Annotated in this window: 20 protein-coding genes and 3 tRNA genes; 10 read left to right on the top strand and 13 right to left on the bottom strand. The window is 56.5% G+C overall.

The window, feature by feature from the left end; all coding sequences use genetic code 11:
• The first annotated feature begins 22 nt into the window (after positions 1-22).
• The gene (gene gltA, locus DK510_RS09150) at positions 23-1318 is read left to right on the top strand and encodes a citrate synthase (protein ID WP_109311809.1); all 1296 of its coding nucleotides are present in this window, start codon (positions 23-25) and stop codon (positions 1316-1318) included.
• 54 nt (positions 1319-1372) lie between these two features.
• Here the strand turns inward: gltA and DK510_RS09145 are convergent, their stop codons facing one another.
• Complete coding sequence (locus DK510_RS09145; RefSeq protein WP_109311808.1) at positions 1373-2437, bottom strand: PA0069 family radical SAM protein; 1065 nt, start codon at positions 2435-2437, stop codon at positions 1373-1375.
• 300 nt (positions 2438-2737) lie between these two features.
• On the opposite strand from DK510_RS09145, the gene DK510_RS09135 reads away from it, so the two are divergent.
• The 3 genes from DK510_RS09135 (at position 2738) to DK510_RS09125 (ending at position 5367) form a co-directional block, all read left to right on the top strand.
• Positions 2738-3436 carry a B12-binding domain-containing protein gene (locus DK510_RS09135; RefSeq protein WP_058271755.1) on the top strand — a complete coding sequence of 233 codons (699 nt, stop codon included), beginning with the start codon at positions 2738-2740 and terminating at the stop codon, positions 3434-3436.
• 152 nt (positions 3437-3588) lie between these two features.
• The gene (locus tag DK510_RS09130; RefSeq protein ID WP_109311806.1) at positions 3589-4623 is read left to right on the top strand and encodes a Hint domain-containing protein; all 1035 of its coding nucleotides are present in this window, start codon (positions 3589-3591) and stop codon (positions 4621-4623) included.
• Between the two features lie 75 nt (positions 4624-4698).
• The gene (locus DK510_RS09125; RefSeq protein WP_058278208.1) at positions 4699-5367 is read left to right on the top strand and encodes a DUF1638 domain-containing protein; all 669 of its coding nucleotides are present in this window, start codon (positions 4699-4701) and stop codon (positions 5365-5367) included.
• A gap of 3 nt (positions 5368-5370) precedes the next feature.
• Here the strand turns inward: DK510_RS09125 and DK510_RS09120 are convergent, their stop codons facing one another.
• Positions 5371-5781, bottom strand: coding sequence for a SufE family protein (locus DK510_RS09120; protein ID WP_109311895.1), 411 nt, complete (start codon positions 5779-5781; stop codon positions 5371-5373).
• A gap of 139 nt (positions 5782-5920) precedes the next feature.
• On the opposite strand from DK510_RS09120, the gene DK510_RS09115 reads away from it, so the two are divergent.
• Complete coding sequence (locus DK510_RS09115; protein WP_109311805.1) at positions 5921-6445, top strand: hypothetical protein; 525 nt, start codon at positions 5921-5923, stop codon at positions 6443-6445.
• 6 nt (positions 6446-6451) lie between these two features.
• Here the strand turns inward: DK510_RS09115 and rnd are convergent, their stop codons facing one another.
• The 3 genes from rnd to purM form a co-directional block, all read right to left on the bottom strand.
• Positions 6452-7609 (bottom strand): ribonuclease D, encoded by a 1158-nt coding sequence (gene rnd, locus DK510_RS09110; RefSeq protein ID WP_109311804.1) that lies wholly within the window; start codon positions 7607-7609, stop codon positions 6452-6454.
• A gap of 116 nt (positions 7610-7725) precedes the next feature.
• On the bottom strand, positions 7726-8322 hold the full coding sequence (gene purN / locus DK510_RS09105) for a phosphoribosylglycinamide formyltransferase (RefSeq protein WP_109311803.1): 597 nt from the start codon (positions 8320-8322) through the stop codon (positions 7726-7728).
• On the bottom strand, positions 8319-9365 hold the full coding sequence (purM, locus tag DK510_RS09100) for a phosphoribosylformylglycinamidine cyclo-ligase (protein ID WP_109311894.1): 1047 nt from the start codon (positions 9363-9365) through the stop codon (positions 8319-8321). The genes purN and purM overlap by 4 nt, the downstream gene beginning before the upstream one ends.
• 107 nt (positions 9366-9472) lie before the next feature.
• Between purM and DK510_RS09095 the strand changes: the two genes are divergently transcribed.
• Positions 9473-9549, top strand: a tRNA-Ile gene (locus tag DK510_RS09095).
• A 480-nt stretch (positions 9550-10029) separates the two neighbouring features.
• On the opposite strand, the gene DK510_RS22785 is transcribed toward DK510_RS09095, so the two are convergent.
• From DK510_RS22785 to DK510_RS09085, 3 genes are all read right to left on the bottom strand, one after another.
• Positions 10030-10200, bottom strand: coding sequence for a hypothetical protein (locus DK510_RS22785; RefSeq protein ID WP_158507028.1), 171 nt, complete (start codon positions 10198-10200; stop codon positions 10030-10032).
• Between the two features lie 255 nt (positions 10201-10455).
• Positions 10456-10716: a hypothetical protein gene (locus DK510_RS09090; protein WP_109311802.1), complete on the bottom strand. Its 261-nt coding sequence runs from the start codon at positions 10714-10716 to the stop codon at positions 10456-10458.
• 113 nt (positions 10717-10829) lie between these two features.
• Complete coding sequence (locus tag DK510_RS09085) at positions 10830-12149, bottom strand: ATP-binding protein (RefSeq protein ID WP_109311801.1); 1320 nt, start codon at positions 12147-12149, stop codon at positions 10830-10832.
• Positions 12150-12193: 44 nt separating this feature from the next.
• Here DK510_RS09085 and DK510_RS09080 point away from each other — a divergent pair, with 44 nt between their 5' ends.
• From DK510_RS09080 to DK510_RS09070, 3 genes are all read left to right on the top strand, one after another.
• Positions 12194-13108, top strand: a complete 915-nt coding sequence (locus DK510_RS09080) for an MBL fold metallo-hydrolase (protein WP_109311800.1) — start codon at positions 12194-12196, stop codon at positions 13106-13108.
• Positions 13109-13185: 77 nt separating this feature from the next.
• A tRNA-Asn gene (locus tag DK510_RS09075) sits at positions 13186-13260 on the top strand.
• 130 nt (positions 13261-13390) lie between these two features.
• Positions 13391-13465, top strand: a tRNA-Asn gene (locus DK510_RS09070).
• A gap of 20 nt (positions 13466-13485) precedes the next feature.
• Here DK510_RS09070 and DK510_RS09065 read toward each other — a convergent pair.
• The 4 genes from DK510_RS09065 to zwf all read right to left on the bottom strand — a co-directional run bounded on the left by DK510_RS09065 (position 13486) and on the right by zwf (position 19032).
• Positions 13486-15105, bottom strand: coding sequence for a long-chain-fatty-acid--CoA ligase (locus DK510_RS09065; RefSeq protein ID WP_109311799.1), 1620 nt, complete (start codon positions 15103-15105; stop codon positions 13486-13488).
• Between the two features lie 188 nt (positions 15106-15293).
• The gene (gene pgi / locus DK510_RS09060; RefSeq protein WP_109311798.1) at positions 15294-16904 is read right to left on the bottom strand and encodes a glucose-6-phosphate isomerase; all 1611 of its coding nucleotides are present in this window, start codon (positions 16902-16904) and stop codon (positions 15294-15296) included.
• 5 nt (positions 16905-16909) lie between these two features.
• Entirely contained in the window at positions 16910-17581 is a 672-nt protein-coding gene (gene pgl / locus DK510_RS09055; RefSeq protein WP_109311797.1) for a 6-phosphogluconolactonase, read from the bottom strand.
• The gene (zwf, locus tag DK510_RS09050; RefSeq protein ID WP_109311796.1) at positions 17578-19032 is read right to left on the bottom strand and encodes a glucose-6-phosphate dehydrogenase; all 1455 of its coding nucleotides are present in this window, start codon (positions 19030-19032) and stop codon (positions 17578-17580) included. Before zwf ends, pgl begins: the two co-directional genes overlap by 4 nt.
• 161 nt (positions 19033-19193) lie before the next feature.
• On the opposite strand from zwf, the gene DK510_RS09045 reads away from it, so the two are divergent.
• A complete protein-coding gene (locus DK510_RS09045) occupies positions 19194-20147 on the top strand; it encodes a radical SAM protein (RefSeq protein ID WP_109311795.1) in 954 nt (317 codons plus the stop codon).
• On the opposite strand, the gene DK510_RS09040 is transcribed toward DK510_RS09045, so the two are convergent.
• Positions 20148-20843, bottom strand: coding sequence for a hypothetical protein (locus DK510_RS09040; protein WP_109311794.1), 696 nt, complete (start codon positions 20841-20843; stop codon positions 20148-20150).
• Positions 20844-20881: the final 38 nt, after the last annotated feature.

The raw sequence follows: 20881 nt of genomic DNA, 5'->3' as shown, positions 1-20881 counted from the left end.
GTAAGAATGAGGAAGGGACACTATGACCGACAGCAATAAAACAGCCACTCTGACAGTCCATGGTGAAACGTACGAGTTGCCGGTTCATTCTCCGACCGCTGGACCTGACGTCATCGACATCCGTAAACTGTACAGCGATGCCGGAGTGTTCACCTACGACCCCGGTTTTACGTCAACCGCAAGCTGTGACAGCACCATTACCTATATTGACGGCGAAAAAGGCGAGCTGCTGCACCGTGGCTATCCGATCGACCAGCTGGCCGGAAAATCGCATTTCCTAGAAGTTTGCTATCTGCTGCTGTACGGAGAGCTGCCGCAAGCCAAAGATCTAGAGCAGTTCGAAACCACCATCACGCGCCACACCATGCTGCACGAGCAGATGCAGTATTTCTACCGCGGCTTCCGTCGAGATGCGCACCCGATGGCGATCATGGTGGGCGTCGTTGGCGCGATGTCGGCTTTCTACCACGACTCAACCGATGTATCGGACCCTCATCAGCGCGAGGTTGCCTCGCACCGTCTGATCGCCAAGATGCCGACAATCGCCGCATGGGCCTATAAGTATCACATCGGCCAGCCCTTCGTTTATCCGCGCAACGATCTGGACTACGCGTCCAACTTCCTGCGCATGTGCTTTGCGGTTCCCGCCGAAGAATATGAGGTAAACCCGATCCTCAGCCGTGCTATGGACCGGATCCTGACTTTGCACGCGGATCACGAACAAAACGCGTCTACCTCGACCGTGCGTCTGGCATCTTCGTCGGGCGCCAACCCGTTCGCATGTATCGCGGCGGGCGTGGCCTGCCTTTGGGGCCCTGCCCATGGTGGCGCAAACCAGGCGTGTTTGGAGATGTTGGAAGAGATCGGTTCCGTCGATCGTATTCCGGAATACATCGACCGTGCCAAGGACAAGAACGACCCGTTCCGCCTGATGGGCTTTGGCCACCGCGTCTACAAGAACTTCGACCCGCGCGCGACTGTGATGAAGCAATCAGCCGACGAAGTGCTTGAACTGCTTGGCGTCGAGAACAATCCAAAGCTGCAGGTTGCCAAGGCACTGGAAAAGCAAGCGCTGGAAGATCCGTACTTTGCCGAAAAGAAACTGTTCCCGAACGTGGACTTTTACTCGGGCATCATCCTCGAGGCGATGGGTTTCCCCACCTCAATGTTCACGCCGATCTTCGCGCTGTCGCGCACCGTTGGCTGGGTCAGCCAATGGAAAGAGATGATCGCAGATCCACAGAACAAAATCGGTCGTCCGCGTCAGCTTTATCTGGGCGAAACGACCCGCGATTATGTGGACATCGAAAACCGCTGATTACCTGTAATAAATTCGAAACGCCTCGGATGTCTGTCCGGGGCGTTTTTCGTTTCAGAAAAGGGTCAATTGGTCCCCTGCCTGTGCGGGCCTGGAAAACAGATCGCATCGGAGCGGCAGTGTTCTTGTGGCCAACCCCAAACGTTTGACCGCGAGCTTGAAGCGCTTGGCCACCAGCCCGGCATACTCCCCCTCCCCCCGCATGCGGTGCCCCCAGCGCGGGTCGTAGTCACGACCGCCGTGCATTTCGCGCAGTTTGGACATGACCTTTTTAGCTCGCGCCGGCTCATGCTGATGCAGCCAGGATTGCCACAGCTCAGAGACTTCGCGCGGAAGGCGCAGCATGATCCAGGTCGCGGAATCAGCGCCCGCGTCTTGCCCGGCTTCCAGCATGGATTCCAATTCGTGATCCGTCAGACCCGGTATCAAAGGCGATGTCATGACGCGTACCGGCACACCTGCATCGGTCAACCGTCGGATCGTCGCCAGCCGTCTTACAGGGGATGGCGCGCGTGGTTCCATCCGTCGAGACAAGCCTGGGTCCAAAGTTGTCAACGAAATGCCGACCCGAACCAACCCAAGTTGCGCCATAGGGGTAAGGATATCCAAGTCCCGCTCGATCATCGCACCTTTGGTCACGATTGCGACCGGGTGCTGGAACTCTTGCAAGACCTGCAGGCAAGCCCTTGTGATTTGGTGGTATTTTTCGATCGGCTGATACGGGTCGGTGTTTGTTCCCATCGCAATGGTCGCCACTTTGTACCGGGCTGAGGACAGCTCTTTCCTCAGAACCTCTGCCGCGTTTGGCCGTGCAATCAGCCGGGTTTCAAAATCCAATCCCGGCGACAATCCCAGGTAGGCATGTGTCGGGCGGGCAAAACAGTACACGCACCCATGCTCGCACCCGCGATACGGGTTAATCGAGCGGTCGAACGGCAGATCGGGCGATCGGTTGTAGTTGACCACACTGCGCGCAACCTCTTCCCGGACCTCGGTTCTGAGCTGGGGAAGCTCTTCTTCCATCTCCCAACCATCGTCACAGGCCTCGGTCGCAAAGCGTTCGAATCTGCCTGATTCATTGCTGGCCACGCCGCGGGCCTTTATGTTGAGTGCAGGCATATTTGTTCCCGTTATGTTCTTACTCAGGAATCAATAGACCCTGAATCGCCATGCGACAAGGAAAACTGCGCGAACCGCCCTATTCGCCCCCGATCCTGGACGCCCAGTTTTTCCCCGGTTGTGAACAGATTGCAGGATGTTGTTGCAGATAATTCCATCGTGATCGCAAACAATTTGACGTATAGGTCGGTCCCGGAACTGCCAAGGTCGCAATCGTAACAGTCTAACTGCGACGAAATGGCCAAAACGGAAAAAATGCCACCACGGGCCGATGGCCCGCCCAGCACAGGGAAATGCCCCATGTCCGATGAAGAAGACATCGTCCTGTCCGAACTCAACGACGACGAACTTGTCGAGCAGATGTTCGACGATCTTTATGACGGCCTGAAAGAAGAGATCGAAGAAGGTGTGAACATCCTGCTTGAACGCGGATGGACACCATATGACATCCTGACCAAAGCATTGGTCGGTGGCATGACCATCGTGGGTCACGATTTCCGCGACGGCATCCTGTTCGTGCCCGAGGTTTTGCTGGCGGCCAACGCGATGAAAGGTGGGATGACGATCCTCAAGCCGCTGCTGGCCGAAACCGGCGCGCCGCGGGTCGGCAAGATGGTGATCGGCACCGTTAAAGGCGACATCCATGATATCGGCAAAAACCTGGTATCGATGATGATGGAAGGCGCTGGTTTCGAAGTCGTCGATATCGGCATCAATAACCCGGTCGAAAACTACCTGGAAGCCCTGGATTCCGAACAGCCGGACATTCTGGGCATGTCGGCCCTGCTGACCACCACGATGCCCTACATGAAAGTGGTCATCGACACGCTGATCGAACAAGGACGGCGTGAAGATTACATCGTACTGGTTGGCGGTGCCCCTCTGAACGAGGAATTCGGCAAGGCCATCGGCGCAGACGCCTATTGCCGTGACGCCGCCGTGGCGGTGGAAACGGCCAAAGACTTTGTTTCGCGCAAGCACAACCAGCTTGCCGGCTGATCCTGCTCACAAGGAAATGATCAAGGCCGCCCTTTAAAGGGCGGCTTTTTTCGTTTTTGGGCTTGTTACTCATGGAAATTTGGACAAATTAAACCTGTAGTTAAGGCCCAGTTTGTTACGCGGGTTTGGTTAAAGAGTTTTTGGGGTACGGAATGCCGACGACATTCAATGCTATTTTTCTTGGCAATCTTGCAATCATCGACCCGACTGAGGGTAACAACACCGCTGAAAACGCGGGCGCTTTGGTTGGACAAACTTTTGGTGGTCCGGGTGATCCATTACTTGACGACGCTGTCGTTTGGACACCGGTAGGAAACCCTGGTGGAACCTACGAAAACAACGCCAACTCTGACGTGGATTTTTTTGCAATTGATGGCGCTGCGACCACTTTCGATGCAGCTGTCGCCTACAATGCGACAATTACGTATGTCGACGGCACAACGGCAGACATAACGGCAGTCATCGCGCAAGACACGCTCGGGAACACTTTTCTGGTTCCAGAATTCTCAGCCAACAGCGATCAGGCCGCATTGGAATTTGCGGGCATCAGGTCACTAACGCTCAACAGTATAAACACCGCTACAACCACGGGTTTGAACGCTGACCGTGAATCCTGGGACATCGCCAGATGTTTCGCAACCGGCACTCTGATCAAAACGGAACGTGGTTTGGTCGAGGTCGAGAATTTGCGCGTGGGTGACAAAATTCCGACGCTGGATCATGGGTTTCAAACACTGCGTTGGATTGGCTCTCAGACCGCGCGTGCCGCAGGCGTGTTCACGCCTGTGCTGATCAAGGCGGGTGCGCTTGGCAATGATCGCGATCTCTTGGTCTCGCAACAGCACAGGATGCTGATCAGCGACTGGCGGGTCGAGCTGCATACTGGCCACGCTGAGGCGCTTGCGCCTGCCAAGCATTTGGTGAATGGCCGCGATATCGTGATGAAGCCCGGCGGTCTTGTGACCTATTATCATCTAATGTGCGATCAGCACGAACTGATCTGGGGCGAAGGGTGCCTGAGCGAAAGCTTTCACCCCGGAATTCAGGCGTGGAACAGTTTTGAGCATGAAACACGGCAAGAGATCCTGTCGCTGTTTCCGGAACTGGCCAGCCACGGGATCACCGCCTATGGTCCCCCTGCTCGCCCATCGCTTCAATCTTTTGAAACGCGTGCGTCGGTGGCCTGACACGGGATGTCGGAAGCGGGCTTGCCTTGATCCGGCATTCATTCTTTGATGCTGCAATCCTTCAAGGAATTGACGATGCAGCAGAACACCACACCGGATGACGCAAGCCTGACGACAAAAGGCTATACCGAAGACACTCGGCAAGGCGGCATACTGCTATTGGCATGCGGTGCGCTGGCGCGCGAAATCCTGCATCTGAAAAAGCGCAACGGCTGGGATCATATGACCCTGACGTGCCTGCCCGCCATACTGCACGTCCACCCCGAACGGATTACGCAGGCTGTCGAAGAAGCTGTTGCCAAGCACCGCGGTAACTTTGATCAGATCTTCGTCGTCTATGCCGACTGTGGCACCGGAGGGTTGTTGCAGAAGGCTTGCGAAGAGATGGGCATTGAGATGATCAAAGGCCCGCACTGCTATTCCTTTTTCGAAGGAAATCAAGCCTTTGAAGACCATGGCGATGATGAAACGACGGCCTTTTATCTAACGGATTTTTTGGCCCGTCAGTTTGACGCCTTTGTGTGGAAGCCGCTGGGTCTGGACCGCCACCCCCAGCTGCGGGACATGTATTTCGGGAACTATACCAAGCTTGTCTATCAAGCCCAAACAGACGACCCGGACCTGACGGCCCGAGCACAGGAATGCGCCGAACGCATGGGTTTAACGTTTGAACGGCGCTTCACCGGCTATGGCGATCTTGAAACCACCCTGACCGAGTGGGCCACCCGCAAGCCGACAGCCTGAACGTCAGGCGTTCTCTTGCGCGACCTCGCGGATACGCTCAATCATTGACCGCAAACCGTTAGAGCGTTGTGCGGACAAGTGATCATTCAGCCCAAGGCGCGCCAACTCGCCGCCCGCGTCGACCTTTGGGACTTCGCCAACAGGCAAGCCATTATACAAAGACCGCAACACCGCAATCAGCCCGCGCACGATCAACGCGTCGCTGTCACCGTCGAACCGGAAAACACCGCCGTCGATTACGGGATGTATCCACACCTGACTGGCACAACCATGCACCTTGGTGGCCGGCACTTTGAGCGCATCATCCAGCGGCTCCATCGCCTTGCCCTGATCGATGACATGGCGATACCGGTCTTCCCAGTCATCCAGAAACTCAAAATCCTCGACGATTTCCTCAAAGGCGGGCGTTGCCATTTCGCAGCGGTCCTTTTTGTTGCGATCACATTTGTGACCTATGCCTCTGTTGGGCACCTGTCCAGCCCCGGTGTGGGTTTTCAATCTTTGGAATTTACGATAACCCATTGCTGAAAATACTTCTCTGGGCTTTGGGACCATGAAAAAATCAACACCTCTTCTATTGGTCAGCACTCTGGCACTGGCCGCCTGCAGCGGCTGGAGCGAGTCGCGCGTGAACCCGACCAATTGGTTCGGGTCCAGTACACCTGCCCCTACTGAAGTATCCGTAAACGAAGCCGATGCTCTGGTGCCCGAAGGGCGTGACGGCCCGGGCCTGTTTTCGCGACCTGAAAAGGAAGTGATAGGCTTTGCCATAACCAAGGTAGATGAGCTACGCATCGACCCCACACCAACTGGGGCAATCATCTATGTCAAAGGTACGGCCTCAAGACAGGGGGCTTACAATGCGCGCCTTGTCCGCGTGGAAAGCGAAGAGAACGAAAAAAACGGCATTCTGGAATACACGTTCGAAGTCAGCTACCCAAGCTACGCAACCAATCTGGGCTCCGAAAGATCGCGTGAAGTCAATGATGCCACTACGGTTGGCCGGGCCGAACTACGAAACATCCGTCTGGTTCGCGTTCGCGGCGAACAGAATACATTGGAATCCCGGCGGCGCTAAAGGCCGCTAAAGCGACACGACTTGTACGGATTGCCCCTTGGCGGCCAGAGCGATCTTGCCGTCACACAGTTTCAGGGCATCTTCGCCAAACACCTCAAATCGCCAGCCTGACATTGAAGGCAGCTTGCGCTCGCCCGCAGCCAATTGGTCCAGTTCGGAACTTGTTGCGATCAGCTTCGCCGCCACGCCCGAGCTTTCGGTTTTGGACTTGAGCAACACGCGCAGCAGATCGGCAAGCGCCGGGTTGATCTTTAGCTTGTCACGGCTGTTATCGACTCGCGGCATTTGATCGGCAGGGCAATTTACCCCGCGTTTCACCGCCGCCAGAATACCATCGGCAATCGCGCCTTTGCGTGCCTCGCGCAGCAGCAAACGCGAACCGCCGAGATCCGATGGCGTTTTCGGCTTGGTTGAGGCAAGCTCGATCAGGGCGTCATCCTTGAACACACGGCTGCGCGGAACGTTGTTCTCCTGCGCATAGGATTCGCGAAACTGCGCCAACTCGCGCACAACGGCCAGGAACTTGGCCGAATTCGTCCGGGTTTTTACCCGCTTCCATGCATCTTCGGGACGGATATCGTAAGTTCCGGGCTGGGTCAGGGTGCGCAACTCTTCGGATACCCAATGGCTGCGCTGTGACTTGTTCAACTGGGCCGCCAGATATTCGTAGATCTGCCGCAAATGCGTTACATCTGCCAAGGCATAGGTCTTTTGTGCATCTGTCAGCGGCCGACGTGACCAATCGGTAAAACGCGAGGTTTTGTCGACGCCTTCCTTGCAGATTTTACGCACCAAAGTCTCGTAGCCCACCTGCTCACCAAAGCCGCAGACCATCGCGGCGACCTGGGTGTCGAACAGAGGTTGCGGGAACACGGACGCCTCGACCCAGAAAATCTCAAGATCCTGCCGCGCGGCGTGAAACACTTTGACCACGCTTTCATCACGAAACAGCTCATATAGCGGATCCAATGACAGGCCATCGGCCAATGGGTCCACCAGAACGGCACTGCCTTCATCATCAGATGGAACCGCAAGCTGCACCAAACAGAGTTTTGAATAGTAAGTCCGTTCGCGCAGAAACTCGGTATCTACGGTGACATAGTCATATTCCGCCGCGGCCTTGCAGAAATCGGCCAGCTCTTGCGTCGTCGTCAGGGTTTTCATGCGCGGTGCTGTTCTTGCTCTTGTTCTGTGCGGCTGATTGTCTGTTTCATTCCGTACCCAGCCGTATTGCGGACCATAGGATGAATTTGACGCGGGTGTAAATCATCCTGAGACGTTCAGGGCAGCAACACCGGAGTCCGATCCCCACTGGCGTAACGGCGCAACACTGTAGGGTAGAGTTTGTGTTCCCATACCAGAACCCGGGCGGCCAATGCCTCGGGCGTATCACGCGGTTCAATATTCACCCGCGCCTGCCCAAAGATCGGTCCGTCATCTAAAGCTGCGGTGACTTCGTGGACCGAACATCCATGTTCTGCGTCCCCGGCTTCAATAGCGCGCGCGTGGGTATTGAGACCCTTGTATTTCGGCAGAAGCGAAGGGTGGATATTCAGCATCCGCCCCTGAAAGCGCGAAACGAAATCACCGGTCAGAACGCGCATGAACCCTGCAAGGCAAACGATATCGGGTTGAGCTTCTTCCAGCGGTTTCAGCAACTCGGCCTCAAACGCGGCACGGTCGCACTTGAACGGTCTGTGATCCACCGACGCGGTTGGAATGCCACGCTCTGCCGCCTTTGTCAGGCCACCCGCGTTCGCATCATTGGACAGAACCAGACAAGGCCGCGCAGGGTGATCGCCGGTCATGCTGTCGACCAGCGACACCATGTTCGACCCCCCACCAGAGATCAGAATTGCGACGCGCTTGTGGCTCACAACAGGGTGCCCGAATAGGCCATGCCCGCTGTCCCGATCACAGTGCCGATCCGCGCAACCGTTTCGCCCGCGTCGGCCAGTAACGCCGCCAGATCATCCGCGCGATCCGCGTCACACGCGACGATCATGCCAATGCCGCAATTGAAGGTCTTCAACATCTCGGCCTCGACGATTCCACCGGTTTCCGCCATCCAGCGGAATACAGGCGGCAAGTCCCATGCATTCAGGTCAATCTCAGCGCCCAGCCCCTCGGGCAACACGCGCGGCAGGTTTTCGGTCAGGCCACCGCCAGTGATATGAGCCAGTGCATGAACGCCCCCTGCCCGGATCGCCTGCAACGCAGGTTTCACATACAGACGCGTTGGGGTCAGCAGCGCCTCACCCAGAGTGCCGTCGCTGAACGGTGACGCGGCATCCCAGCCCAGCCCCGAAATCTCGACCAGTTTGCGGACCAACGAATAACCGTTGGAATGCACACCGTTCGACGCCAGCCCCAAAAGCACGTCGCCGTCCTGAACTCCGGCCGGCAGATGCGCACCACGCTCCATCGCGCCGACCGAGAACCCGGCCAGATCGAAATCACCATCCGGGTACATGCCGGGCATTTCCGCAGTTTCACCACCGATCAAAGCGCATCCGGATTGGACACAGCCTTCGGCAATGCCTTCGATAATCCGTGCGGCTGTGTCTGTATCCAGTTTGCCGGTCGCAAAGTAATCCAGGAAAAACAGCGGCTCAGCACCCTGACAGATCAGATCGTTGACGCACATGGCCACAAGGTCGATGCCCACGCCGTCGACAACACCGGTATCAATGGCGATGCGCAGCTTGGTGCCCACCCCATCGGTGGCCCCAACCAGAATCGGGTCCTGATATCCAGCATCCTTTAGATCGAACAGAGCGCCAAAGCCGCCCAGCCCGCTCATCACACCCGAGCGGTTGGTGCGTTTTGCGGCCGGCTTGATCCGGTCGACTAGGGCATTCCCCGCATCAATATCAACGCCTGCATCGGCATAGGTGATTCCGTTCTTGCCCGTGGTCATGGCCAGCCCCTTATGAATGGTTCCCGCGCGGGTTATTCGATTGTGCGACTTGTTGCAACGGTCAGGCTTGACGCGGCCGTTCACCATGGTACTCAAAGCGCTCAGGCGGGCCTGTAGCTCAATTGGTTAGAGCAGAGCGCTCATAACGCTTTGGTTGCGGGTTCAAGTCCTGCCGGGCCTACCACCGTCTACTTTTTCATTGTTATCAGTTACAGATACTTGCCAGACCAGCAATGCACGGTGTTTCTACTGTACTGCTCAAACATAAGATGCATTCTTAATCTGCATGATTGCCCAGAAACTCTGAGCCTCATTCAAGCCCCTAGCGTACGGAGTCCCCGCTCAAGCGGAAGTGCCATTTGGTGCATACAAGAGAAATGACACACCCGCATACTATACTTTTGGATACATCACCTATTCGAATGGGTTTTTGGCTATCCCATTTCCATTCAGTGAAACTCGTAAATTCATGTTTTTATGATCTTGCACGTCCCATACATGTGCATCCCAGCCTCCGACCAGCATCCAGTAGGAGGAAATTAACCGGCTTCGCGACCCCTCCGCTCACTCGGACCGCGAAGCTGGTTTTTTTGTGCCGTTTTTGAAATGGAAATAGGTTTTCAAAGCCAAAGCGCACCGGCAAACCTCCAATTGAAGTCCCTACCTACTTTGGAGGTTCACCGAAGTATCCACCAAAGTATCCGACCATCGCACCCAATACGCCAACTACGATGACAATCGAGATCAATGCGCCACTGCTTTTTGAGTAATATCCAAGCGTCACGAGCCCGACGACAAATATACCAACCAAGAAATACAATACAGTGTTGTCCATACCTAAACCTATGCCGCAAAAGACGTTCTGTAACGTTACGATATAAATACGCCTCAAGTCTAATGGGGGAGCTATACCCCATTAGACACCAGGGTAGCCACTCGTTCCCGCTCCAAAAAACCCGCGTTGTTCGGAGGGAAACCGTTACAAACAACGCGGGAGGCAGTTGGGGTAGTGAAGGCGATACGGAGCGGGTCAAGAATTGGACCAAAAAACCCTGGGTAAAGCCGTTCGGTCTAATATGAGGCGGTAACTTTACTCTTCAGGATCTGTCGCTTCAGCCTTTTGGAAAACTGCCAAGGTGACAAACAACCCGCCGATCAGCAGCAAATGGCCCAATGCGGTTACTCCGAAAACAAAATAGCTACCAACCATCAGCGAGAAGATTGCGCTCCACATCCATGCCAACATCTGCATCAGCATGTGTGCTGTGGATAGAGAGTATTTTTTTAGTGGGTTTTTTGTTTCATCCATTACCGATACCCACGATGATTTCACGTCGAAACTATTGGTCATGACTTCCTCCCATTCTAAAGGTTGTACGGGGTGATCGGTGCTTTAGACCAAAGAAAAATTATGCGCGCCGCTTGTGGCTGCGACATAAATCATGAATTCCGGTCCTACCAAAATCATCGCCCAACAATGATATCTGCGCAAAGACCGCCCAGCCTTTCACTTTTACCAAGCCGCAGAACACCGCCATGTGCGCGGGCAATATCCGCAACAATCGCCAACCCAAGACCAACGCCACTGCCCTGATTCTGGTTGCGTGCGGGATCAAGACGCGAGAACGGTTTTACAGCCTCAGTGCGCTGCTCTACCGGAATGCCTGGTCCGTCATCTTCGACCCGGATGCGCGTGGTTTTGGGCGTCAGGGACAGGCTGACCTCGGCCCGGTTGCCGTATCGCACCGCATTGCCAATCAAATTTTCGACCGCGCGGCGCATGGCCATGGGGCGCAGCATCGCCGTGCCGTCACCTTCGACTGAGACCAATTCGGCCTGATGACCTGCCCGTCGCGCGTCTTCGACGATCTGACGCAACAACACTGCAGGTTCGATCGCCTCGGCTGGCCCCTCGGCGACACCACGTGAGAAATCAAGGAACGCATCCAGCAGCAATTGCATTTCGTCCACGTCCTGTTTAAGCGGTGCCGCCTCATCCTCGGGCAACATGGAAAGTCCCAGTTTCAGGCGCGTCAGCGGCGTTCTCAGGTCGTGGCTTACACCCGACAGCATCATAGTACGCTGTTCCATCTGTCGCTCGATTCTAGCCCTCATTTCCAGAAACGCACTGCCGGCTGCGCGCACCTCTATTGCGCCCCCCGGCGTATATGGCACCACCCTGCCCCGACCAAAGGCCTGCGCAGCGTCAGAAAGGCGGGTAATAGGCCGCAGCTGATTGCGCATATAGAGGAATGAGATCGTCGTCATCACAACGGCAAAGAACATCATGGTCACAATCAACTGATGCGGCGCCGTGGGCGACAGGCGGCGGCGATCTATCGTCAGCTGAAGCAGCCCCAGATCGGTTTCAAGATACAACAGAGCTTCATCACCCGAAGGCAAAGCCACGGCGACCAGATCGGGCAGCCCCGCTCGCAAATGGTATTCGACCTGTGGTGCGATAAAATCGTACCACCGACGCCTGTCCGCCATCGGGTTTTCGTCGCCGTCAACAAAACGGGCTTTCATATCAAGCACCGACAAATCCGGGCGTATCGCTGCCAGCGCCTGCTGCTGGGTCTCGGCCTTTTGCATGGTTTCAAGGACCAAGGTCACTTCGCGCGTGGCGGTTTCGGTCATCTGCGCGGTGACGTCCTCGAGATGCTTTTGCAAAAAAGCAATTCCAACCACCAACAACAGCACGACAACAGGAAGAACCAGAATTAGTGCGGCCCGGGCATAAAGGCTGCGCGGCATATATTGTTTGAGCCATCGACTGAACATGCGCTAAACCTAACGGGCTGATCCGCCAAGAGAAAGAGCTCAGAATGCAGGCGCCTGACGATTTCAACCCGCCCCCCGGTCTGGCGATCGACTTACAACCCGGGCTGCGGCGGATACTGGCCCCGAATCCGTCCCCGATGACCTATCGCGGTACGAACACGTACCTTTTGGGAGAACGCAATTTGGCGGTCATTGATCCCGGTCCTTTGAGCGATGCTCATCTTGAAGCGATTCTGGATGCGGTGCAGCCGGAGCAACGGATCAGCCATATTATTGTCACGCACAGCCATCTGGACCACTCGCCGCTTGCGGCACCATTGGCAGCACGCACCGGCGCGCCGATTCTGGCCTTTGGCGGACCGCAGGCCGGACGCAGCGAAGTGATGGCGCAACTGGCGCGGCAGGGTCTGGCCGGAGGTGGCGAAGGAATCGACACCGCGTTCCGCCCGGATATCGAGGTGGCAGATGGTGAGATTATTGCGGGCGATGACTGGCAGCTTGAGGTCATCCATACGCCTGGTCACTTGGGCAATCATATCGCGCTGGGCTGGGGTGATGTTTGCTTTACTGCCGATCATGTCATGGGATGGGCCAGCTCGCTGGTTTCTCCACCGGATGGGGACCTGACAGACTTTATGCAGGCGTGCCACAGGTTGCGTGCGCGGGATTGGGCCGTGTTTCACGCGGGTCACGGTGCAGAGATCACCAACCCTTCTGAAAGGTTGGATTGGCTGATCACTCATCGGCTGGCCCGCGAAGCGCAGATACTGGCGGCGCTGGAGGAGCAGCCCGGAAGCGCCCGACAACTTGCCGAGCGCGTCTATACCGACACGCCAGCCGCGCTTTTGCCCGCAGCTGAACGCAACGTGTTCGCACATCTAGTTGATCTTTATGGAAAATCTCAAGTTTACACTTCCGACGCACTTTCAGTCGATGCCATGTTTTCAAGGTCAGCATGAACACGCAGAACTTTTTTTCCGTTTGATGCAGTTCCCCTCTGGACGGGCAAAAAACGGGTTGTTATACGCCCCTCAGTTCCGGCGTAGCTCAGCGGTAGAGCAGTTGACTGTTAATCAATTGGTCGTAGGTTCGATCCCTACCGCCGGAGCCAAAATTCCCTAATATCAAGACCCTCATACAGCGCCAAATTTGGTACTATTCGGATTGATGCCATTTTAGCGAAAAAAATTCTGCCCCCCACTGGACGCCGTAGAAACGGGTTGCTATACGGCGCGAACCGTTCCGGCGTAGCTCAGCGGTAGAGCAGTTGACTGTTAATCAATTGGTCGTAGGTTCGATCCCTACCGCCGGAGCCATTTTCAACAATATCAGGCGCTTAGCCCATCAAGGCACTCTCGAAGTCTGCGCGCAGGTTGCGCTTTAGGACCTTGCCGGTCGCGTTCAGTGGCAATGCATCCACAAAGACTACCTTATCAGGCACCTGCCATTTGGCGATTTTACCGTCGAAGAAAGCTAGCAACTCCTCTTCGGTCGGGTCCGCGCCCTCGGCTTTGACGGCCACCAATAGGGGACGTTCGTCCCATTTGGGATGCGGCACACCAACAACGGCCGCAGTGGCAAGTTGCGGGTGGGCTACGGCGATGTTTTCCAACTCGACCGAGCTGATCCACTCGCCCCCGGATTTGATGATGTCCTTGGACCGGTCGCGGATAGACATGTACCCGTCGGGGTCCAGCGTTGCGACGTCTCCGGTCGCGAACCATCCGTCCTGCAGCAGGTCTTCATCCTGCATCTGGAAATAGCTGTCCAACACCCAATGCCCGCGCACCAGCAGATCGCCCTGCGTGACGCCGTCATGAGGCAGATCATTGCCGTCATCATCAACGATTTTCAACTCGACCCCATAAGGCGGACGACCCTGGCTTTCGCGCAGCTTGTGTTGTTCTTCAGGCGGAAGGTCCAGATGTTTGGCCAGTGGGTTGTTCGTGCTTCCCAGCGGACTCATCTCGCTCATGCCCCAGGCGTGAACCGTATCGACACCATAGGTCTCGCGAAAAGTTTCAATCATCGAGGGCGGGCACGCAGCACCGCCAATCACGGTGCGGTTCAAGCTAGCCAGTTTGCTACCTGACTTCTCGGCATGTGCCAGCAAGCCTTGCCAGATCGTCGGAACTCCCATTGCCAGCGTCACACCATATGTATCGACCAGATTCACTAGGGCTTCGCCATGTAGACCCGGCCCGGGCAGCACCATGCGTGAACCCGACATGGCGCAGGCATAGGGCGACCCCCAGGCGTTGACGTGGAACATCGGAACCACCGGCATCACGACATCCATAGCAGAAAAGCCTATGACATCACGCGTATTCGATCCAAAACTGTGCAGAACAGTCGAGCGGTGCGAGTACAGCACACCCTTGGGATTGCCCGTCGTGCCGGAAGTATAGCAAAGGCTGGACGCTGTGTTTTCATCGAAACTCGGCCACTGAAAATCGCCATCGCCAGTTTCGATCAGGTCATCATAGAACGCGATGCCAGGGATTTGGGCAACGGCGTCTTCATTCCGTGGGCCCATCAAAACGAAATGGCGCACTTCGGTCAGGTGTTCGTGCAGGGCCGCGACCAGAGGGATGAATGTCGCATCAAAGAACAGAACCCGGTCTTTGGCGTGGTTGATAATGTAAGTCAGCTGTTCCGGGAAAAGCCGGGGGTTCACCGTGTGGCACACAAAACCCGCGCCGGAGGTGGCATAGTAGATCTCCAGATGTCGCCGGTTGTTCCAGGCCAACGTGCCAATTCGATCCTGCGGCTCCAACCCCAGCTTGGTCAGCGCTGATCCCAGTTTTCGCGCGTTTTGCGCCACTTGCTCCCATGTGGTTTCGGTGACCGATCCATCGGTTTCGACCGAGTAGATCTCGGTCTGGCCATGATAGCGTTCGGCGTGATCAATCAGCGACGAAATCAGCAAAGGCTGCGTCATCATCTGTCCCAGCATGGACATCCTCCCATTATCAGCGTCGCCTCTATTGGGCAGTGCTGTCTGCTTGCCTGATGCCACTCGCCAGCGTGCGCAAGGCAAAGTGTTCAGGGCGTTCCCTAAGAACAGACCCTGCCAATCATTTAATTGTCTGACAATAAAAGAATGCAGCCTGCCTTCACGGCAGACTGCAAAAAACCGCGCTACTAACCGCGGTGGCGCATTGCATAGGCAACCAAGGCAGCGGTCGAGCCGTCTTTGCCGGATGCGCTTTCTTCTCCGTCGACGATCGGGCCGAGAGATGTCGCAAGTTCCTTGCCCAGCTCAACGCCCCACTGGTCGAACGAGTTTATGCCCAATAGGACGCCCTCGACAAGCACACGATGTTCGTAAAGCGCGATGATCTGGCCCAGAACAAACGGCGTGAGCATTGGATACATCAACGTTGTCGAAGGACGGTTGCCCGGAAAAACACGGTGACGGGCTTGCCGTTCCAGCTCGTCCCCTTCCAGCCCCTTCTCCGCCATCCGTTGCCGTGCTTCGCCCAAGGATCGACCGCGCATCAGCGCCTCGGACTGCGCCAGGCAATTGGCCAGCAACAGTCGGTGATGGTGGGTCAATTCCGGTTCGTGCCCCTCGGCCGCGACCATGAACTCACAGGGGATCACGTCGGTGCCTTGGTGGATCAACTGATAAAATGCATGCTGCCCATTGGTGCCCGGCTCCCCCCAGACGACGGGCCCCGAGGGAATGGTCAGAGAGTTGCCATCCATGGCAACAGATTTGCCGTTCGATTCCATCTCGAGCTGTTGAAAATACGCTGGCAATCGCAGCAAGCGCTGATCATAAGGCAGCACGGCCCGGCTGGCATGGCCCAGAACTTGACGATGCCAAATGCCGACCAAAGCCAGCATAACGGGCATATTTTCGACCCAGTCGGCGGCGCGGAAATGTACATCCATCGCCTGCCCGCCGCGCAAGAATGCGTCAAAAGCATTCGACCCTACGGCGATCATCACCGGCAAGCCAACCGGACCCCAGACCGAATAGCGCCCGCCAACCCAATCGGCAAAACCGAAAACGCGCTCTTGGGGAATACCAAAGGCTTGGGTTTTGTCCTGGGCGCTGGACACGGCGGCAAACTGTTTGCCCGGATCGCCGCCGCCATCTTCCATCCAAGCTCGCGCGGTTCGGGCATTGGTCATCGTCTCGATGGTCGTGAAGGTTTTGGAGGCAACAATCACCAGTGTCCGCGTTGGATCAAGCTGGCGCAACGTATCTGCGATGTGAGCACCGTCTACGTTCGATACATAATGCAGCCTTGGCCCATCGTGATACGGCGACAGCGCATGTGTTGCCATCACCGGGCCCAAGTCCGAACCACCGATGCCGATATTGACCACATCGGTAAAGGCGCCCCCTGCCCCAGTGAACGCGCCGCCACGCACCTCTTCAGCAAAGACGCGCATCCGTTGCAACGTGTCCAGAACGTCGGGCATGACGTCCAACCCATCGACTTCGACAGGACCACCGTCCAGATTGCGCAGCGCAGTGTGCAAAACCGCGCGACCTTCGGTTTCGTTGATCTTTTCCCCGTCGAACATCGCCGCGCGGCGCGAGGCCAGACCCGCCTCATCACACAAAGCTATCAGGGCCTTACGGACCTCATCCGTGATCTGAGTTTTGGAGTAATCAAACAGCAGATCGCCGGTCGATGCAGAAAATCTCTGCGCGCGGCTCGGATCGGTTTCAAACAGGCCTAGGATGGCTTCGTCCTGAGCGTCGGATGCAAGGGTTTTGAGCGGGTTCAATTGCATCTGCGTTACTCCGCCCAATGAACCGTCATGCCGGCCAGCGTAGCGGCGATCGGGGCCTCTTCTGGTGGCAGAGACATGGCTTTGTCCAGCGCATCGCGCTTAGCGGTGCCAAAAATAATCAGGTGTTTGGATAGCGCTCCATCCAACACGGGGCCAGTCAGTGTGATCCGCGACTCGGGTTGAGTTTCAGGACGGGCGACTGCAAGCGGTGGCGCGTGACTGTCCAGCGCGTCCTCAAGCCCCGCCATCCCGGGAAACAGAGAAGCAGTGTGCATATCTTCACCCATTCCAAGAACCAGAACAGACAAGGGCAAGACTGGTGTAATCAAGGATTCGATTTCCGGCAGGACATCGTCCGGCTCTTTACCTTCAACATATAGCGGCACATATTGAGCAGCCGAAGCACGGTTCGTCAGCAGGCGTTGCCGGATCAGCCGTTCGTTCGAACGGTCGCTGTCACCCGGAACACAGCGTTCGTCGGTGGGCAGTACCCGCACACGGTCCCATTCCAGATCAGCCGCGCACAGGCCATCGAATACCGGCCCGGGGGTCGTACCGCCCGGCACGGCCAATGAAACCATGTCTTGATGCAGCAAGGCAGCCTCCAACTCTCCGGCCAAGGCGTTTGCCACATCAATGGCCAGCATGTCGCGATCAGCATATTCCTGAATCTTCATGGGTTTATTCCTTGCCAGCGGCGACCATCTCGTTTCATCAGCAGCTCGGCGTCGCCCGGGCCTGTGCTGCCGCTTTCATAAGGTTTTGGAACGTCACCGCGCGCGTGCCAGCCCGCGATGATCGGGTCGGTCCAGGCCCATGCGGCCTCGACCTCATCCCCGCGCATGAACAGGGTCTGGTTGCCACGGATCACGTCCATCACCAGCCGTTCATATGCATCCGGCGGGTCTTGGTTTCCCGACCCCAGCGCCTCGGCGAAACTCATGTCTAAGGGCACATCGACCAGACGCATACCGCCCGGCCCCGGTTCCTTGATCGTCACCTTCAGCGTGATACCTTCGTTCGGCTGCAGGCGGATCGACAGGACATTCGCATGGCGTCCGGCCTCTTCGCCAAATATCGAATGCGGCGCATCCTTGAACATCACATTGATAACCGAAGACCGCGCCACCAGACGCTTGCCCGTGCGCAGATAGAACGGCGTACCCGCCCACCGCCAATTGCTGATATGCGCCCGCAGCGCCACATAGCTTTCGGTGGTCGAGCGCGGATTGCGCACGGTTTCGCGGTATCCGTTCCCGCTGCCGCCTCCATCGAACTGCCCACGCACGATATGATGCGGTTCGACCTGATCGAGGGCGCGAATGACCTTTAGCTTTTCATCCCGCACTGCGTCCGGATCAAACTTTGCCGGCGGCTCCATCGCGATCAGGCACAACAACTGCATCAGGTGATTCTGCATCATGTCGCGCATGGCGCCTGCGCGCTCATAGTACTCTTCTCGCCCGGAGATACCCACGGATTCGGCCACGGTGATCTGAATGTGATCCACATACTGGCTGTTCCACAGCGGTTCGAACAGCATATTGCCGAAACGAACCGCCATCAGGTTCTGAACGGTTTCCTTACCCAGATAGTGGTCAATCCGATAAATCTGGCTTTCTCTGAAATGCTCAGCCAGGGTCGCGTTCAACGCCTTTGCGCTTTCCAGATCGTGCCCAAAGGGCTTTTCGACGACAATCCGCGTATTTTGCGTCGCCAGATCATGTGCCTTGATCCGCTCGGCCAATGGTCCAAACAGACGCGGGCCAACAGAAAAGTAAAACGCCCGCACCCGGTCATGGTTCAGTTTGTCGGCAAGCTGTTCCCAGCCCTCATTCGAATACCCGTCGAGGGTCACATAGTCGACGCGGTCCAGAAACGCGCGCAATGCGCCCTCGTCTTGGCATTGCGCAGCCGCGTGGGTTCGCAGCGATTCGGCGACCATTGCCTGAAACCCCGCGCGGTCATGGACCGTGCGCGCCGCGCCTATGATTTGCACACCTTCGGCCCACTGCCCTGAACAAAAGCGCCGAAACAGGGCCGGTAGAATCTTACGTTGCGCCAAATCACCGGTCCCGCCAAAAATGACGAGATCGAACGGATCAACAGGTATGACGCGAGAAACCATGGTTTTTCCTTATCTTGCCCCGCCGGGCATGTCCAATGTTAGCGCAATCGGTCAGCGTAAATCCCCCATCATCAAAACTCTGTCAGGTCGCACTTGCCTGACTTAACTAATCCGAGTCGAGCAGCTACATCAGAAGTAACTTCAAAGAACCGGATACCGGAATGAAAGACAACGCGCCTCAGACCGCCAATATCGGCAAGTTTCAGAACAAATTGGTGACAGCAGATGGGCAAACCCGCGCTTCCGTAGCGCTAAAAAAACCCGAGACGTTGTGGTTCAATACCGGAACCCTTTGCAATATCGAATGCGTCAACTGCTACATCGCCAGTAGTCCAACCAACGACGCGCTGGTCTATATCACCACCGAAGAGGTGCGCGACTACTTGGACCAGATCGAAGAACGCGACTGGCCGGTGCGTGAGATTGGGTTCACTGGGGGCGAGCCCTTTATGAACCCGGAAATGATCGACATGACTCGTGTCGCGTTGGAACGCGGCTATGATGTTTTGATCCTGACGAATGCAATGCTGCCGATGATGCGCCGCAAGATGCGTGAAGGGCTGCTGGATCTGAAGCGCAACTATGGAAACAAGCTGACACTTCGAGTTTCCGTGGACCACTATCGCCCCGAACTGCATGACGAGGAACGCGGCAAAGGAAGCTTTGACAAGACGATAACTGGCATGGAGTGGTTGCACGACAACGGGTTCAATATCGCTATCGCAGGGCGCACGGTCTGGGGTGACAGCGACGCCGACAGCCGCGCCGGGTATGAGGCGTTCTTCAAGCGGCACAGCTTTGACATCGACGCACAGAATCCTGGCCAGACCGTTTTGTTCCCCGAGATGGACGAAACCGTCGAAGTCCCGGAAATCACAACCGCTTGCTGGGGCATTCTGAACAAAACACCCGAGGCTGTTATGTGTTCGAATGCCCGCATGGTGGTAAAACGCAAAGGCGCGGATCGCCCTGCCGTTCTGGCCTGCACCCTACTGCCGTACGAGCCTGAGTTTGAAATGGGCACCACACTGGCCGAGGCCGAGGCCGACGTACACCTCAACCACCCACATTGCGCAAAGTTCTGTGTTCTGGGCGGCGCCAGCTGCTCGGGCTGATCAGTTCAGCTCGGGCGACTTCCAGTATTTTGTGCCTGACGCCCCAGCCGAAACGCGCCAGCCCTTTTTGCTGAGCACAAAAAACGACCGCCCGTCTATGAACCTGAGCGTCTCATCGGTGCGCTCATCTCCATACATTGCGCCGGATTCCGCAGTCGCGTCGTAACCTTGCGTGATAAAACTGTCCAAATCTGCTTGGGTTTCAAACAGGATCACGAATTTGGTCTCGAACCCGCCGATACCGATCGCCGCGCCCACGCCGCCGGTTCCCATATTCATGTAGGTGTGCTGACCAGTGTCTTTGTTCACGGCAACACCGCGCCCGTACCCTGCGGACACCGGAAAAACTGTCACCTTGCGGGAATCGAACGCAGCATATCCCGCACTGACATCATATAGCGCTTGTGCTTGGGGATTTTCGGCAAGCAACTGCGCCAACACATCGACGGCCATGACATCCAGCTTGGCGCGTGTCTCTTCGGGCGTCGCCTCGTTGGACAGCAAATCAGAGGTGGACGTGATGGTTTCGTCAACCGCGTTCGCCCCTTTTTCGAGTGTCTGCCCGACGGTTTCTGCCCCGCGTCCGACAGCATTAGCCGTATTTTCAGCGCCCTTCTTGATTTTATCAAGGACACCTTCGGCCGACACCGGCCCGGCTAGGCAGATGGCAACTGCAATCAATAAAACTCTGGGCATTCCGTGTTTCCGCTTGTGGCCAATGACTTCGCCGCCAC

The organism is Ruegeria sp. AU67, assembly GCF_900312795.1.
GTDB classification, from domain to species: Bacteria; Pseudomonadota; Alphaproteobacteria; order Rhodobacterales; family Rhodobacteraceae; genus Ruegeria; species Ruegeria atlantica.
The sequence above is the reverse complement of the archived record's forward strand: the minus strand, read 5'-3'. Positions and strand labels throughout refer to the sequence as shown.

Bases quoted from the DNA above. Each gene is read 5' to 3' on its own strand.
- gltA (WP_109311809.1), top strand. From the start codon at position 23: ATGACCGACAGCAATAAAACAGCCACTCTGACAGTCCATGGTGAAACG.
- DK510_RS09145 (WP_109311808.1), bottom strand. From the start codon at position 2,437: ATGCCTGCACTCAACATAAAGGCCCGCGGCGTGGCCAGCAATGAATCA.
- DK510_RS09135 (WP_058271755.1), top strand. From the start codon at position 2,738: ATGTCCGATGAAGAAGACATCGTCCTGTCCGAACTCAACGACGACGAA.
- DK510_RS09130 (WP_109311806.1), top strand. From the start codon at position 3,589: ATGCCGACGACATTCAATGCTATTTTTCTTGGCAATCTTGCAATCATC.
- DK510_RS09125 (WP_058278208.1), top strand. From the start codon at position 4,699: ATGCAGCAGAACACCACACCGGATGACGCAAGCCTGACGACAAAAGGC.
- DK510_RS09120 (WP_109311895.1), bottom strand. From the start codon at position 5,781: ATGGCAACGCCCGCCTTTGAGGAAATCGTCGAGGATTTTGAGTTTCTG.
- DK510_RS09115 (WP_109311805.1), top strand. From the start codon at position 5,921: ATGAAAAAATCAACACCTCTTCTATTGGTCAGCACTCTGGCACTGGCC.
- rnd (WP_109311804.1), bottom strand. From the start codon at position 7,609: ATGAAAACCCTGACGACGACGCAAGAGCTGGCCGATTTCTGCAAGGCC.
- purM (WP_109311894.1), bottom strand. From the start codon at position 9,365: ATGACCACGGGCAAGAACGGAATCACCTATGCCGATGCAGGCGTTGAT.
- DK510_RS22785 (WP_158507028.1), bottom strand. From the start codon at position 10,200: ATGGACAACACTGTATTGTATTTCTTGGTTGGTATATTTGTCGTCGGG.
- DK510_RS09090 (WP_109311802.1), bottom strand. From the start codon at position 10,716: ATGACCAATAGTTTCGACGTGAAATCATCGTGGGTATCGGTAATGGAT.
- DK510_RS09085 (WP_109311801.1), bottom strand. From the start codon at position 12,149: ATGTTCAGTCGATGGCTCAAACAATATATGCCGCGCAGCCTTTATGCC.
- DK510_RS09080 (WP_109311800.1), top strand. From the start codon at position 12,194: ATGCAGGCGCCTGACGATTTCAACCCGCCCCCCGGTCTGGCGATCGAC.
- DK510_RS09065 (WP_109311799.1), bottom strand. From the start codon at position 15,105: ATGCTGGGACAGATGATGACGCAGCCTTTGCTGATTTCGTCGCTGATT.
- pgi (WP_109311798.1), bottom strand. From the start codon at position 16,904: ATGCAATTGAACCCGCTCAAAACCCTTGCATCCGACGCTCAGGACGAA.
- pgl (WP_109311797.1), bottom strand. From the start codon at position 17,581: ATGAAGATTCAGGAATATGCTGATCGCGACATGCTGGCCATTGATGTG.
- zwf (WP_109311796.1), bottom strand. From the start codon at position 19,032: ATGGTTTCTCGCGTCATACCTGTTGATCCGTTCGATCTCGTCATTTTT.
- DK510_RS09045 (WP_109311795.1), top strand. From the start codon at position 19,194: ATGAAAGACAACGCGCCTCAGACCGCCAATATCGGCAAGTTTCAGAAC.
- DK510_RS09040 (WP_109311794.1), bottom strand. From the start codon at position 20,843: ATGCCCAGAGTTTTATTGATTGCAGTTGCCATCTGCCTAGCCGGGCCG.